Annotated in this window: 13 protein-coding genes; 2 read left to right on the forward strand and 11 right to left on the reverse strand. The window is 60.6% G+C overall.

The window, feature by feature from the left end; translation table 11 throughout:
- Positions 1-31 precede the first annotated feature (31 nt).
- Genes HGP16_RS16310 through HGP16_RS16330 form a run of 5 tightly spaced genes read right to left on the reverse strand, consistent with a single transcriptional unit; the run spans position 32 to position 4,618 of the window.
- On the reverse strand, positions 32-1,015 hold the full coding sequence (locus HGP16_RS16310) for a branched-chain amino acid ABC transporter permease (RefSeq protein ID WP_168841056.1): 984 nt from the start codon (positions 1,013-1,015) through the stop codon (positions 32-34).
- A 1-nt stretch (position 1,016) separates the two neighbouring features.
- Positions 1,017-1,904 carry a branched-chain amino acid ABC transporter permease gene (locus tag HGP16_RS16315; protein ID WP_168841057.1) on the reverse strand — a complete coding sequence of 296 codons (888 nt, stop codon included), beginning with the start codon at positions 1,902-1,904 and terminating at the stop codon, positions 1,017-1,019.
- A 3-nt stretch (positions 1,905-1,907) separates the two neighbouring features.
- The gene (locus HGP16_RS16320; protein WP_168841058.1) at positions 1,908-2,609 is read right to left on the reverse strand and encodes an ABC transporter ATP-binding protein; all 702 of its coding nucleotides are present in this window, start codon (positions 2,607-2,609) and stop codon (positions 1,908-1,910) included.
- A 2-nt stretch (positions 2,610-2,611) separates the two neighbouring features.
- Positions 2,612-3,394 (reverse strand): ABC transporter ATP-binding protein, encoded by a 783-nt coding sequence (locus HGP16_RS16325; protein WP_168841059.1) that lies wholly within the window; start codon positions 3,392-3,394, stop codon positions 2,612-2,614.
- Positions 3,395-3,409: 15 nt separating this feature from the next.
- Positions 3,410-4,618, reverse strand: coding sequence for an ABC transporter substrate-binding protein (locus tag HGP16_RS16330; RefSeq protein ID WP_168841060.1), 1,209 nt, complete (start codon positions 4,616-4,618; stop codon positions 3,410-3,412).
- 172 nt (positions 4,619-4,790) lie between these two features.
- Here HGP16_RS16330 and HGP16_RS16335 point away from each other — a divergent pair, with 172 nt between their 5' ends.
- Complete coding sequence (locus tag HGP16_RS16335; protein WP_168841061.1) at positions 4,791-5,717, forward strand: LysR family transcriptional regulator; 927 nt, start codon at positions 4,791-4,793, stop codon at positions 5,715-5,717.
- 46 nt (positions 5,718-5,763) lie between these two features.
- Here the strand turns inward: HGP16_RS16335 and galE are convergent, their stop codons facing one another.
- From galE to HGP16_RS16355, 4 genes are all read right to left on the reverse strand, one after another.
- A complete protein-coding gene (galE, locus tag HGP16_RS16340) occupies positions 5,764-6,825 on the reverse strand; it encodes a UDP-glucose 4-epimerase GalE (protein WP_168841062.1) in 1,062 nt (353 codons plus the stop codon).
- A gap of 415 nt (positions 6,826-7,240) precedes the next feature.
- Positions 7,241-8,407, reverse strand: a complete 1,167-nt coding sequence (locus HGP16_RS16345) for a pyridoxal phosphate-dependent aminotransferase (RefSeq protein WP_168841063.1) — start codon at positions 8,405-8,407, stop codon at positions 7,241-7,243.
- 142 nt (positions 8,408-8,549) lie between these two features.
- Positions 8,550-8,975: a large conductance mechanosensitive channel protein MscL gene (mscL, locus tag HGP16_RS16350; RefSeq protein WP_168841064.1), complete on the reverse strand. Its 426-nt coding sequence runs from the start codon at positions 8,973-8,975 to the stop codon at positions 8,550-8,552.
- A 261-nt stretch (positions 8,976-9,236) separates the two neighbouring features.
- Positions 9,237-9,794: a TetR/AcrR family transcriptional regulator gene (locus tag HGP16_RS16355; protein ID WP_168841065.1), complete on the reverse strand. Its 558-nt coding sequence runs from the start codon at positions 9,792-9,794 to the stop codon at positions 9,237-9,239.
- A gap of 138 nt (positions 9,795-9,932) precedes the next feature.
- Here HGP16_RS16355 and HGP16_RS16360 point away from each other — a divergent pair, with 138 nt between their 5' ends.
- On the forward strand, positions 9,933-11,144 hold the full coding sequence (locus HGP16_RS16360; protein WP_168841066.1) for an MFS transporter: 1,212 nt from the start codon (positions 9,933-9,935) through the stop codon (positions 11,142-11,144).
- 8 nt (positions 11,145-11,152) lie between these two features.
- Here the strand turns inward: HGP16_RS16360 and HGP16_RS16365 are convergent, their stop codons facing one another.
- Both HGP16_RS16365 and HGP16_RS16370 read right to left on the reverse strand, forming a co-directional pair.
- Positions 11,153-11,596: a YybH family protein gene (locus tag HGP16_RS16365; RefSeq protein WP_168841067.1), complete on the reverse strand. Its 444-nt coding sequence runs from the start codon at positions 11,594-11,596 to the stop codon at positions 11,153-11,155.
- A 101-nt stretch (positions 11,597-11,697) separates the two neighbouring features.
- The gene (locus HGP16_RS16370) at positions 11,698-13,908 is read right to left on the reverse strand and encodes an FAD-dependent oxidoreductase (protein WP_168841068.1); all 2,211 of its coding nucleotides are present in this window, start codon (positions 13,906-13,908) and stop codon (positions 11,698-11,700) included.
- Positions 13,909-13,918 lie beyond the last annotated feature (10 nt).

The raw sequence follows: 13,918 nt of genomic DNA on the forward strand, positions 1-13,918 counted from the left end.
CCCGCTTACGGGGAGAAGGAAAATCAAGCAGTCACCGCCGATATTCAAACCCCAATTTCCGTCCCAGCCGCGAGGCATAGAATTCGCCGACGATGCCGCGGCGGAAGAGCAGGACGCAAACCATGAAGACGATGCCGGTGATGATGGTGACCGGGAACTCAGAGGTCGCGAGGTAGTTTTCCAGCGTCGCCACGAAACCCGCGCCGAAAAGCGGGCCGATCAGCGTCCCGATGCCGCCGAGAAGCGTCATGAGGATGACCTCGCCGGACATCTGCCAGGCGACATCGGTGAGTGTCGCGAACTGGAAGACCAGCGCCTTGACGGCACCCGCAAGGCCGGCCAGTGCGGCCGACATGACGAAGGCGCCGAGCTTGTAACGGGCGACGGAATAGCCGAGCGAGATCGCCCTCTGCTCGTTCTCGCGGATCGACTTCAGGATCATGCCGAAGGGCGAATTGATGAAGCGCCAGATGATCAGCACGCCGATCAGGAAAACGGCAAGGACGAAGTAATACATGTTGAAGGAGTTGTTGAGATCGAGGACGCCGAAGAGGTAGCCGCGCGGCACCGACTGAATGCCATCCTCGCCATGGGTGAATTCCGCCTGCAGGCAGAAGAAATAGAACATGTAGGACAGCGCCAGCGTGATCATGGCGAAATAGATGCCCTGCCGGCGGATGGCGACGAAGCCCATGACGAAACCGAGCAGCGACGCGCCGGCAACGCCGATCAGGATGCCCAGTTCGGGCGGGAGGCCCCATTCCTTCACCGCGTGGGCCGTGAAATAGGCCGCGCCGCCGAAGAAGGTGGCATGACCAAAGGAGAGCAGGCCGGCATAGCCGAGCAGCAGATTGAAGGCACAGGCAAACAGCGCGAAGCAGAGCACCTTCATGACGAAGATCGGGTAGATGAAGAACGGCGCCCAGATCAAGCCGACGAGGCCGACGACCAAAAGCAGCTTCTGCACGGAAAGCTTCGGACGCTCCTTGGAACTCAAGCTGATTAATCCAGCCATATCACGCCTCCCGACCGAAGAGACCTGCAGGCCTCAGCAGCAGCACAATTGCCATGATCACGAAGATGACGATATTCGAGGCTTCAGGATAGAAAACCTTGGTGAGGCCCTCGGCAATCCCAAGCATATACCCTGTGACGATCGCGCCCATGATCGAGCCCATGCCGCCGACGACCACAACGGCAAAGACGATGATGATCATGTTCGATCCCATCAGCGGCGAGACCTGGTAGATCGGCGCGGCCAGCACACCGGCAAAGGCGGCGAGCGCGACGCCGAAGCCGTAGGTGAGCGTCAGCAACACCGGCACGTTGACGCCGAAAACCTGGACGAGCGTGGAGTTCTCGGTCGCGGCACGCAGATAGGCGCCGAGCTTCGTCTTCTCGATCAGCAGCCAGGTGCCGATGCAGACGACCAGCGAGGCGATGACAACCCAGCCGCGATAGACGGGCAGGAACATGAAGCCGATATTCCTCGCGCCCGCCAATTCCGTCGGGACGGCATAGGGCTGGCCGGAGGAGCCATAGAGATAACGGAAGGTTCCCTCGATGGTCAGCGCCATGCCGAAGGTGAAGAGCAATCCGTAGAGCGGATCGATCCCGTAGAGCCGGCGCAGGCAGAAACGCTCGACCAGCGCGCCGAACAGGCCGACGATCAGCGGTGCCAGAACGAGGGCTGGCCAATAGCCGATGCCGGCATAGGCAAGCAGCAGATACGCCGTGAAGGCGCCGAGCATATAGAGCGCGCCATGGGCGAAATTGATCACCCGCAGCATGCCGAAGATGATCGCCAAGCCGAGGCTTAGGAGCGCATAGAAGGAGCCGTTGATGAGACCGATCAGCAACTGACCGAGAAGCGCCTGGGCGGGAATGCCGAATATCGTCGTCATGGCTCAGACCCCCAGAACCTTATGCAGCATATCCATGCGCTCTGTGAGTTCGCCGACCGGAAATTCCGAGATCATCTGGCCGTGATCCATCACGTAGAAGCGATCGGCGATGCGGCTGGCGAAGCGGAAATTCTGCTCGACGAGCAATATGGTCATGCCACGGCCCTTTAGCTTCTGCAGGACCTCACCGATGCGCTGGACGATAACGGGAGCAAGACCCTCCGTAGGCTCGTCGAGCAATAGCATGCGAACGCCGGTGCGCAGAATGCGGGCCATGGCGAGCATCTGCTGCTCGCCGCCCGAAAGCCTGGTGCCGACACTGTTGCGCCGTTCATGCAGATTGGGAAACAGCTCGAAGATCTCATCGAGCGTCATGCCGCCAGCGGCGACGACGGGCGGCAGCATCAGGTTTTCATAGACGCTGAGCGTCGAGAAGATGCCGCGCTCCTCTGGCACGAAGCCAATGCCCTGATGCGCCGTCTTGTGCAGCGGCACCTGCATCATGTCCCTGCCCGCGAAGGTGATCCTGCCCTTGCGGGCGCGGACGATGCCGACAATGGTGCGCAGCGTCGTCGTCTTGCCGACGCCGTTGCGGCCGAGGATGGTGATGGTTTCCCCCTCGCCCACACGCATGTCGACGCCGTGCAGGATATGGCTTTCGCCATACCAGGCATTGAGGCCCTGAACTTCCAGAAGTGGGGCCATCGTCAAGCCTCCTCCGTGCCCATATAGGCTTCGCGGACGCGCGGATCCCGGCTGACGGTGCCATAATCGCCCTGGGCCAGGATCTCGCCGCGCTGCAGAACTGTGACATGGTGGCAGATATCGGCAACGACGGAGAGATTGTGCTCCACCATGAGGACTGCCCTGTCGCGCGCGACATCGCGAATGATGGCGGAGACGGTATTCACATCCTCCAGCCCCATGCCGGCCATCGGCTCGTCGAGCAGCAGCACTTTCGGATCGAGCGCAAGCGTGGTCGCGATCTCCAGCACGCGCTTGCGGCCATAGGAAAGGTCGGCGGCGATGGCATCGCGCTCCTTCGAGAGGCCTACCGACACTAGGAGCTGCTCGGCACGGGCGTTGAGGCTGTCAAGGGCCGAAAGCGGGCGCCAGAACTGATGGGCGAGATTGCTTGGCCGCTGCAATGCAACACGAACATTGTCCAGAACCGTCAGATGCGGAAAGACGGCCGAAATCTGGAAGGAACGCACGAGACCCATGCGTGCGACCTTGTCGGGTCTCGTCCGGGTGATATCGGTGCCAAGCAGCGTGATCGTGCCATGCGTCGGCTGCAGGAACTTGGTGAGCAGATTGAACACCGTCGTCTTACCGGCGCCGTTCGGGCCGATCAACGCGTGGACGCGGGCGTGATGCACGTCGAGATCGACATTCTTGACGGCGGTGAAGCCGCCGAAATCGCGGCGCAGTCCCCGGGCGGATAGGACCACCCGGGGCTCTTCCTGCTGATGTGTCGCGGACATCGCCATAAGCTGGTCTAAGCCCTATTGCTTGACGAGGTTGCAGCCGCTCTTGGCCGGATCGATATAGGCTTCCTTGCCGGGAATCGTTGCCAGCACATTGAAATAATCCCACGGCTCCTTGCTCTCTTCAGGCTTCTTGACCTGAAGCAGATACATATCGTGGATCATGCGGCCGTTGGCGCCGACCGTGCCGCCGCGACCGAAGAAATCGTCGACGGGCATTTCATGCAGTTCCTTGGCGACGGCCTCGGTATCGTCGGTGCCTGCCTTCTGCACCGCCTTCAGATATTGCATCACGGCGGAATAAGTGCCGGCATGGATCATGTTCGGCATCTTGCCGGTGCGGGCAAAGAAGCGCTTGCCGAATTCACGGCTCTTGTCATCAAGGTTCCAGTAATAGCCTTCCGTCAGCGTCAGGCCTTGAGCCGCCTGCAGGCCGAGGCCATGGACTTCGGCCAGCGTGAAGAGCAGCGCCGCCAGATGCTGGCCGCCCTGGGTGATGCCGAATTCCGAGGCCTGCTTGATGGCGTTGGAGGTATCGAGGCCGGCATTGGCAAGACCGATGACCTTGGCGCCCGACGATTGGGCCTGCAGCAGGAAGGACGAGAAATCATTCGTCGACAGCGGATGGCGGACGGAGCCCAGGATCTTGCCGCCGCTCGCCTTGACGTAATCGCCGGTCTGCTGCTCGAGCGAATAGCCGAAGGCGTAGTCGGCGGTCAGGAAGAACCAGGTGTCGCCGCCCTGCTTGACGAGCGCGCCGCCGGTGCCGACGGCCAGGGCATGCGTGTCATAGGCCCAATGGAAGCCGTAGGGCGAGCACTGCTTGCCGGTGAGATCCGTCGTCGCCGCACCCGTGACGATATCGATCTTCTTCTTTTCCTTGCCGACCGCCTGCACGGCGAGCGCGACCGAAGAGGTCGTCAGCTCCATGATGGCGTCGACCTTGTCCTGGTCATACCATTGGCGGGCGATGTTGGAGGCGATGTCGGGCTTGTTCTGGTGGTCGGCGTCGACGATCTCGATCGGCACGCCGAGAATCTTGCCGCCAAAATCCTCGGCGGCCATCTTGGCGGCCTCTACCGACGATTTGCCGCCGAAATCCGCATAGACGCCGGACTGGTCGTTGAGAATGCCGATCTTGACGACACCATCGGATGGACCGGCGGCGAAGGCCGCGGTGCTGGCTGCAAGCAGAAATGCAACGGACGTAATAAGACTCTTTCGCATATCCTCTCCTCCCAGAGATTTGGCAAAAACGAATCTGTTCAAAATTGGCCAGCCGCTTTCCTCAAAACGACTTTTCCCGACGGGCAAGATCACGGAATTCGCGCGTTGACGCAAGTCGCGATTGCAATTAATTCCAAACAATGTCTGTTCATTTTTGAACAGAGGAGGATGCATGAAGCGCACGCCGCACTTTACCTGGGACGATTTGCAGTTTTTCCTCGCCGTTGCGCGAACCGGGCAGCTTTCGACCGCGGCGCGGCAATTGCGCAGCAGCCACGCCACGGTCTCGCGCCGGATCGACCGGCTGGAATTTGCCTTGAAGGTCAAGCTCTTCGAACGCAATCCACGCGGCTACATGCTGACCAGCATGGGGCAGCGCTTCGTCGATACTGCCGAGCACATGGAGCAGGAGACCGAACGCCTTCGCGCCGATCTTTCCGCAGGACCAGCGGCACAAAGGGGTGTCGTGCGCATCAGTGCGCCGGAGGGCTTTTCAAACTTCTTCTTCACCGGCGTGCTGCCCGAATTCACCGCCCGGCATCCGAATATCTCGCTGGAGCTGATCACCATCCAGCAGATCATGTCGCTCTCGCGCAAGGAAGCCGATATCGTCGTGGTGCTCGACCCGCCGAAGGCTGGACCCTACTTCACCGAAAAGCTGACTGACTATCACCTGCAGGTCTACGGATCGCGCGATTACCTCGCCCGCCATCCACCGATCGAAAGCCGCGACGACCTGCCTGACTTCGCCTTCATCGGCTATATCGAGGATATGATCTTCGCGCCGGGCCTCGATTATCTCGACGATGTCCATCCCCGCATCAGGCCGCAATTCCAGAGCTCGAGCATCTTTGCGCAGTTGACGGCGACGAAGAACGGCCAGGGGCTGTGCGTGCTGCCGTTTTTCATCGCCGGCAAGCATCCGGACCTGCAGGTCGTCCTGCCGCATGAGGTGGATCTCAGACGCCACTACTGGATCACATGCCACCGCGACCTGCGCCAGTCGCCACGCGTGCGCACCGTCATCGATTTTCTGGCGGAAGCCGTGCGCAAGAACGCGCCGGCCTTTCTAGGCCCCTGGAGAAATACCGAAGGCTGACGCTGCTCGCCCTGCTACAGGATGCTTGCAGCGGCGCTGTAGCGCTTTAAATCTGCTGCATAATTTTTTCCTTAAATCGATTCCGATTTAAGGAGCTATGCAGTAGCTCGGCAGCATCGAAATCGGAGCGTTCGGCAAGACGAAGCTCCCAATCCAGCGACGAGCGCACGATCGTTTCCAGGCAATTGTATTTCGGCGTCCAGCCCAGTTCGCGATGGGCAAGCGCCGCATCCGCGACGATGCTGGCCATGTCGCCGGGACGGCGCGGCGCGATATGGATACGAAAGGCGCGGCCATGGACGCGCATCACCATATTGAGCACATCCAGAACCGAATAACCCTGACCGTAGCCGCAATTGGCGACCAATGAACGGCCGCCGTCGCGCAGATGCTGCAACGCCATCAGATGCGCCTCGACGAGATCGCTCACGTGAATATAGTCGCGAACGCCGGTACCGTCATGCGTCGGATAGTCCGTACCGTATATTTCCACCTGAGGGAGACGGTCGAGCGCCGCCTCGCAGGCGACCTTGATCAGGTGGGTGGCACCGTTGGTCGATTGGCCCGCCCGCCCCTCGGGATCGGCGCCGGCCACATTGAAATAGCGCAGCGCCACATAGCGGAAATCATAGGCTGCGGCGGCATCACGCAGCATCAGTTCAGACATCAGCTTGGATTGGCCATAGGGCGATTCCGGCCGCAACGGCGCGTTTTCGCTGACCGGCCTGTCCGCCGGCTGCTGACCGTAGACCGCGGCAGTGGAAGAGAAGACGAAATGGCGGATGCCAGCCCTGACGGCGGCGCTCATGAGGATGCGGGTCTTGCCGGTATTGTTCTCATAATAGGCAAGAGGGTCCTCGATCGACACCGGAACAACGGCCGAGCCGGCGAAATGAATGATGGCCTCTATATGGTTTTCAGCGAAAATCGTCTGCAGGAGCGCTTCATCGGCGATATCGCCGAGATAGAAGCGGGCAGCCGGTGGAACAGCCCAACGGAAACCCGTCGACAGGCGATCGAGAACCACCACGTCCTCGCCCGCGTCCAGCAATCTCCAGACCATGTGGCTGCCGATATAACCGGCTCCGCCCGTCACCAAGACCGTCATTCTTCGCGTCCCCGCCAAGTCTTACCGGCCCCATATGAGGCCGCTTCCCCTGCGAAATCGATTAAAAGCGGGAGGCCTGGCGGGAAAGATTGCGGGAATGGTTAGGCTGGGCTTTCGCGGATCGATTGCATTTTATGGATTGGGTGCGCGCTGACTATTATGAGGGATTTGAAGAGTACCCCCTCTGTCCCTATCGGGACATCTCCCCCACAAGGGGGGAGATCATTGGGAGTTTGTCGCACACCCCACAAAAGCGATGAGCCTCGGAGTCAACAGATGCGATGTTGGTTGGGTTCGAGAAGCCGCCACGAGTTTCCGATCTCCCCCCTTGTGGGGGAGATGTCGCGAAAGCGACAGAGGGGGGTATCAGGACCGGCCAAAGCGAACGCTGCTAGTTGCAGCGCGCAGGCCGCTCCTACAACCCCTGAATATACCGGCTCAGCCTTTCCGCCGCATCCGCCACCTGCACGGGATCACGCAGGAAGCAGGCGCGCATGAACAGCTCGCCGCCCTTTCCGAAGGCAGTTCCGGGCGCAAGGCCGACACCGGTCTTGTCGACGATATCGATGGCGGCCTTGCGGCTGTCGGTGACGCCGTCGATCTTCAGGAAGGAATAGAGCGCGCCATCCGGCTTCAGCGTCTGCACGCGATTGGTGGCGATCAGCGCATCGCAGAGGATATCGCGCGAGCGGGTCGCCTTGGCGATGTTGGAGCGGACGAAATCATCGCCCTCGTTCAGCGCTGCCACGGCACCCTTCTGCATGAATTGCGCCACGCCCGAGGTCGAATATTGCACGAGGTTTTCGATCACTTGCCCGAGTTCGGCAGGCGCGACGATCCAGCCGACGCGCCAGCCGGTCATCGACCAGTTTTTCGAGAAGGAATTGACGAAGAGGATCTTGTCGTCGGCTTCCTTGACGTCCAGGAAACTCGGCGCGCGACCGCCGGCATAATAGTAGAGCGCATAGATTTCGTCGGCCATGATCCACAGATCATGCTTGCGCGCCAGAGCCAGAATATCCCGGAGATCCTGATGGGTCGCCGTCCAGCCTGTCGGGTTGGACGGCGTATTGATGAACAGGCCCTTGGTCCTCGGCGTGATCGCCGCCTCCAGCCGGCCGAGATCGAGCGACCATTTGCCGTGCTCGAATTCCAGCGGCACGGGAACGGAGCGGGCGCCTGATATCTCCAAAGCAGCAGCGATATTCGGCCAGGCCGGCGAGAGATAGATCATCTCGTCGCCGGGAGAGGTGATCGCCTGCACGGAAAGCTGGATCGCCTGCATGCCGGAACCAACGACATAGAAATGCTCCATCGGCAGCGAGGTGCCGAAATGCCGGCCATAATAATCGGCGAGCGCCTGACGCAGCTCCGGAATGCCGCGCTGCCAGGTGTAAAAGGTTTCGCCGGCATTGAGCGAGGCCATGGCGGCGCGATTGATGAAATCCGGCGTTGGAAGATCGCCCTCGCCGACCCAGAGCGGCAGCAGGCCCTCGCGGCCGCGGGCATAATTGACGACTTCGACGATCCCGCTTTCGGGGGCTGCGAGGGCGCGCGGGCTGAGGCTATCTAGTATCGACATGCAAAGTCTCCGGTTTCCGCTTTCATAAAGCAGAGTGGCGGACAAATCCCATGACTTTGCCTTAGCGAATGATCGATTTTGGTGATGAATAAAGCCCCAGCCCTTGCGGGACCGAGGCTTTTAAAAGAGGCGGAGCCAAGCCTCAGCGTTTCGCGAGAAGATCACGGATTTCCGTCAGCAGCTGAACGTCGGCCGGCGGCGGTGCTGCCTCCGCAATCTTGTCTTCCTTGCGCTCGACCTGGGTGCGCAGCGTGTTTACGCCCTTGACCATCAGAAAGATGATCCAGGCGAGGATGAGGAAGTTGATGAGGACGGTGATGAAATTGCCATAGGCGAAAACCGCGCCCTGCGCGCGGGCGGCGGTGAGCGTCGGCGCATTGACCGCCGAGGACAGGCCGATAAAATAGTTCGAGAAGTCGAAGCCGCCAAAGATCGCGCCGACGATCGGCATGATGATATCGTCAACCAACGATTTCACGATACCTCCGAAAGCGCCGCCGATGATCACGCCGACCGCGAGATCCATGACATTGCCGCGGGCGATAAATGCCTTGAATTCATTAAGCATTGAGCAGTCCCCTTCGCGTTGCCGTTGAATTCACTGTCGGTGATTAGCACCATCTTTTTCCTTATTTTTCAACAGCAAAGTGGCACAGAAGCCTATCCAGACGCGCATATCCCACGATAATTCCATAGGCTCGGCAATTTTACCGCGCATATCGCGAGGCACGTGTTCGTCAGTTGCGAGCAACGCAATACGGGCAGTCGGATATGGATTTCAAAGCACCTTCGATGAGTCGCTTCGCGTTCACGGCCATCCTTCAGATCCTTAACGTTCCTTCGACATCACCTTCGCGATCAACTTACGGACATAATCCGGACCGGGAGCCTGGTCGAAAAGGATGCGATATATGATCGGCGAAATGACGTGGTCCATCAGTTCCGTCAGAGCCGGAAACGGCTCGCCTCGCTCCTTGGCGCGTGTAATGAAAACAGCAAGCTGCTGCTGCGTATAACCGCTGCACTTCTCAGCATTCGCCACGTCGGCGGCCGAAAGAATGTCGCGCAGCATTTGCCGCCCGACACCGGAGGCCATTTCATCGGCATATTGCTCTGCCCAGGCTTCCAGATCCTCGCGGGGGCTGCCTATTTTCGCCGGATCGCCTTCCGGCCGCAGGCGCGAGGCGGCAACGTCGGCCAGAAGCTCTTGAAGATCGCCCCAGCGGCGATAGATCGTAGAAGGCGTGACATTGGCGCGCTGCGCGATCAAAGGGATGGTGATGTCGGCGCGATCCATCGTCGCCAGCATGTCGCGGACGGATTGATGCACGGCCGCCTGCACTCTGGCACTGCGCCCGCCGGGGCGGGGATTTTCTCTGTAGCCCATAAGCCTTTGCCAATCTTTCCCTTTTGCCGCTGGTGAATGACCAGGCGCCATTCACTAAGGCAAATTATTTGCTTTTGTACGTTGGGCATCCTATATGCGCCTAACGCAATCTTTTAGCTTTAGGCTAGGATATAGTCGATGACCTCGCCCCATTCCACCGCCAGCGCACCGATTTCGCCAGCCAGACGCCTGGCGCCGTCCTACTATGCCGCGACCAGCGCCCTGTTTTTGGCCGCCTCGTCCGCACCGACACCTCTCTACCGCCTTTACCAGCAAGCCTTCGCCTTCTCGCCGGTGCTGCTCACGGTGATCTTCGCCGTCTACGCCTTCTCCCTTCTCGCCGCGCTGCTCATCGTCGGCTCGATTTCCGACCATCTCGGCCGTCGCCCGGTTATCTTCGCTTCGATCCTCCTCAATATGGTGGCGATAGCGCTATTTTTAATGGCCAGGGGTCCGGATTGGCTGATTGCCGCCCGCATCGTGCAGGGCTTTGCGACAGGCACCGCGGTCAGTTCCATCGGTGCCGCCCTTGTCGATCTCGATCCGATCAAGGGATCGATCACCAACAGCCTTGCCCCGCTTGTCGGCATGGCGATCGGTGCGCTCGCCACGGGCTTCCTGGTTCAGTTTGCGCCGGCGCCGACCCTGCTCGTCTATATCGTCACACTCGTCCTTCTCATCCTGCAAGCCGTGCTTCTATGGCTGGTGCCTGAGACAACGAACCGACGAGCCGGCTTAGTCGCATCACTGAAGCCGAAAGTTGCCGTTCCCGAGCAGGCGCGCCGGACGCTGCTGGCACTGACGCCGATCAACATCGCCGTCTGGGCGCTTGCCGGCTTCTATCTGTCGCTGGTGCCTTCGCTTGTCAGCACGACGACCGGCAGCACGGCGCCGCTGGTCGGCGGCTCCGTGGTCGCGGCCTTGACGATCAGCGGTGCTGCCGCCGTCTTCCTGCTACGCAAGAAATCCGCCACCACGATCATGAGATTCGGCATACCGACCATGACGCTCGGCATACTGACCGTTATCGCCGGCATGCATGCAGCCGAGGTCTCAATCCTCGCCGCGGGAACGCTGATCGCCGGCTCGGGCTTCGGCGCGGCCTTCCTCGGCACGGTTCGCAGCATCATGCCGCTGGCAAAGCCGGACGAGCGCGCCGGGCTGCTCTCTGCCTTCTACATCCAGAGCTATCTTGCCTTCAGCCTGCCCGCCATCCTGGCCGGCTTCCTGTCGAGGGCACTCGGATTTGCTGAAGCCGCAGATATCTACGCGGCGGCGATCCTTCTGCTCGTCGGCTGGGGTGTGCTGGCATTACGCACCGATCGAGAGAAACCACTAAGTGTATGGTAAGATTATGCTTACGGTTTAAGCTCAAGTTCGGCAAGGCCGCTGCCGTCCATCGCAAACGGCACCGACGTATGCTCGTGAACGATCTTCCAGATGCCTGCCTCCTTTCTGAGGCCGAGTGTCTGGCGAAACCATAGATCGCCTTCGACGCCGTCCGTCTTCCTGCCGGTCATATGTACAAGGCCGGTCCAGAAGGCGGCATCCCCGCCGACGGTCAGTCTCACATCGACGGCATCGCCGCCGATCGGTCCTTCCCAGGTCGAAAACCAGGCTTCCAGGCCCTTTTCGCCCTTACCTTTGTGCACCAGAGGTGCGGCCAAGGTGAAGCTGACAGTATCGTCGCTCAAATGCCTGACGACGCCGGCGGCGTCCTTGTTGCCAAGCGCGGACGCCCAGCTTGCAAGCATTGCGTTGATGGCTTCTGCCTCGTCGTGATTGCCGATAATCTCGATCATGTCATTCTCCTCGGTTTGATTAGACCCAGGCAGAGGACGAACGAAAAGGGCCGCTCCCGACAGGAGCGACCCATTATTTGTTGCCATTATGGCTTGTTGGTTCAAGCCGCCTTCTTGGCGCCGTAGGGATCGAAGCGCCCGTAGAAGGTCTCGCCCTTCGCGGCCATATCCTTCAGCAGCGCGGTCGGCTGGAAATGTGGGCCGTAGGTAGCTGCCAGCTTTTCGCAAAGCTCTACGAAAGCCTTGACGCCCATGCCGTCGATGTAGGACAGCGCGCCGCCGGTATAGGGGGCGAAGCCGAAGCCGAGGATGGAGCCGACATCGGCCTCGCGCGGATCGGTGACGATACCCTCTTCGATGGTGCGAGCCGCCTCGAGCGCGATGGTGGCGAGGAAGCGCTGCTTCAGCACGCCGACATCGACCTCATCGGCCTTCTTCTGCGGATAGAGATCCTTCAGGCCCGGCCAGAGGGACTTCTTGGCCGGCTTCGGCGGATAGTCGTAGAAGCCCTTGGAATTCTTGCGGCCGAGACGGCCCTCGCCTTCCACAAGACGGCTGATCAGCTGCATGTGACGCGGATCGACCGCCTTCTCGCCGAGATCGGCGACAGTCGCCTTCAGGATCTTGTAGGAAAGATCGATGGCGACCTCGTCGTTCAGCGCCAGAGGTCCCACAGGCATGCCGGCCATCTTGGCGGCATTCTCGATCATCGCCGCGGGCACGCCTTCAATCAGCATGTCGTAGGCTTCATGGATATAACGGAAGACGCAGCGATTGACGAAGAAGCCGCGTGTGTCGTTGACGACGATCGGGGTCTTTTTGATGGCGGCGACGTAATCGAGTGCGACAGCGAGCGCATGATCGCCGGTTTCCTTGCCCAAGATGACTTCCGTCAGCATCATCTTCTCGACCGGCGAGAAGAAATGGATGCCGATGAAATCGGAGGGGCGCTTGCAATTCTTGGCAAGACCTGTGATCGGCAGCGTCGAGGTGTTGGACGCGAAGACGGCGCCGGCCGGCAGCACGGCTTCGACGGCCTCGACAACGGCCTTCTTGACCTCGCGATCCTCGAACACCGCTTCGATGACAAGGTCGGAATCCTTCAGATCGGAATAATCGGCCGATGGCGTGATGCGGGAAAGCAGGGCTGCGCCCTCGTCTTGCGTCAGCCTTCCCTTACCGATCGAATCCTTGACCAGACCCTCGCCGACACCCTTGCCCTTGGTCGCGGCATCGATATCGCGATCGATGAGCGTGACCGAAATGCCCGCGGCCGCGGTGACATAGGCGATGGAAGCACCCATGAAGCCGGCGCCGACGACGCCGACCTTCTTCAGCTCCGTCTTCGGTTGCCCGGCCGGGCGGCGGGCGCCCTTGCCGAGTTCCTGCATGGAGATGAACAGCGAGCGGATCATCGAATAGGCTTCGGTGGTCTGCAGAACATGGGTGAAGTAGCGCTGCTCGATCTTCAGGCCGGTATCGAACGGAACCTGGAGGCCTTCGTAGACGCATTTGAGGATGGCGAGTGCGGCCGGATAATTGCCTGAGGTCTCGCGGCGCAGGATCGCCGGCGCCGCCGGCCAGAGCTGAGCCGCCGCTGGCGTCCAGATGCCGCCACCCGGCGCCTTGAAGCCCTTCTCGTCCCAGGGAGCGACAGGCTTCAAACCGTCCTTGATCATCTGCTTGGCGGCCGGGATCAGTTGATCCGGCTCGACCACCTGATGCACCAGGTTCATCGCCTTGGCGCGCGCCGCCGTCAGCGACTGGCCGGTCGTCATCATCTGCAGGGCAGATTGCGCATCCGTCAGCCGCGCGATGCGCTGCGTGCCGCCAGCGCCGGGGAAAATGCCGACCTTGACCTCTGGCAGGGCGATCTTGACGCTCTTGGCGCTGGAAGCGACACGGCCGTGGCAGGCGAGCGATAGCTCGAAGGCGCCGCCCATGCAGGTGCCGTTGATGGCCGAAACCCAGGGCTTGCCGCAGGTTTCGAGCTTGCGGAACAGGCCGGTCATGCGCCCGACTAGATCGAAGAGCTTCTGGGTTGCCGCGGCCGGATCCTTGGCTTTCTCCTCCCGATAGAAGGAGAACATGGACTTGATCATCGACAGATCGGCGCCGCCGGAGAAGGAGGATTTGCCCGAGGTGAAGACCACACCCTTGACGGCGGCATCGGCGACGGTCGCGTCGATGATGGCGTTCAGCTCTTCGAGAATTTCGGCGGTAAAGACGTTCATGGACTTGCCGGGCATGTCCCAGGTAACGAGTGCGATGCCGTCCGCGTCGGTCTCGACGGTGAAATTCGTGTAAGTCATTGGTTTCCCC

The organism is Rhizobium sp. P40RR-XXII (assembly GCF_012641405.1).
Taxonomy (GTDB): domain Bacteria; phylum Pseudomonadota; class Alphaproteobacteria; order Rhizobiales; family Rhizobiaceae; genus Rhizobium.

Excerpts from the sequence above, each read along its gene's own strand:
- HGP16_RS16310 (WP_168841056.1), bottom strand. The coding sequence starts at position 1,015 with ATGGCTGGATTAATCAGCTTGAGTTCCAAGGAGCGTCCGAAGCTTTCC.
- HGP16_RS16315 (WP_168841057.1), bottom strand. The coding sequence starts at position 1,904 with ATGACGACGATATTCGGCATTCCCGCCCAGGCGCTTCTCGGTCAGTTG.
- HGP16_RS16320 (WP_168841058.1), bottom strand. The coding sequence starts at position 2,609 with ATGGCCCCACTTCTGGAAGTTCAGGGCCTCAATGCCTGGTATGGCGAA.
- HGP16_RS16325 (WP_168841059.1), bottom strand. The coding sequence starts at position 3,394 with ATGGCGATGTCCGCGACACATCAGCAGGAAGAGCCCCGGGTGGTCCTA.
- HGP16_RS16330 (WP_168841060.1), bottom strand. The coding sequence starts at position 4,618 with ATGCGAAAGAGTCTTATTACGTCCGTTGCATTTCTGCTTGCAGCCAGC.
- HGP16_RS16335 (WP_168841061.1), top strand. The coding sequence starts at position 4,791 with ATGAAGCGCACGCCGCACTTTACCTGGGACGATTTGCAGTTTTTCCTC.
- galE (WP_168841062.1), bottom strand. The coding sequence starts at position 6,825 with ATGACGGTCTTGGTGACGGGCGGAGCCGGTTATATCGGCAGCCACATG.
- HGP16_RS16345 (WP_168841063.1), bottom strand. The coding sequence starts at position 8,407 with ATGTCGATACTAGATAGCCTCAGCCCGCGCGCCCTCGCAGCCCCCGAA.
- mscL (WP_168841064.1), bottom strand. The coding sequence starts at position 8,975 with ATGCTTAATGAATTCAAGGCATTTATCGCCCGCGGCAATGTCATGGAT.
- HGP16_RS16355 (WP_168841065.1), bottom strand. The coding sequence starts at position 9,794 with ATGGGCTACAGAGAAAATCCCCGCCCCGGCGGGCGCAGTGCCAGAGTG.
- HGP16_RS16360 (WP_168841066.1), top strand. The coding sequence starts at position 9,933 with ATGACCTCGCCCCATTCCACCGCCAGCGCACCGATTTCGCCAGCCAGA.
- HGP16_RS16365 (WP_168841067.1), bottom strand. The coding sequence starts at position 11,596 with ATGATCGAGATTATCGGCAATCACGACGAGGCAGAAGCCATCAACGCA.
- HGP16_RS16370 (WP_168841068.1), bottom strand. The coding sequence starts at position 13,908 with ATGACTTACACGAATTTCACCGTCGAGACCGACGCGGACGGCATCGCA.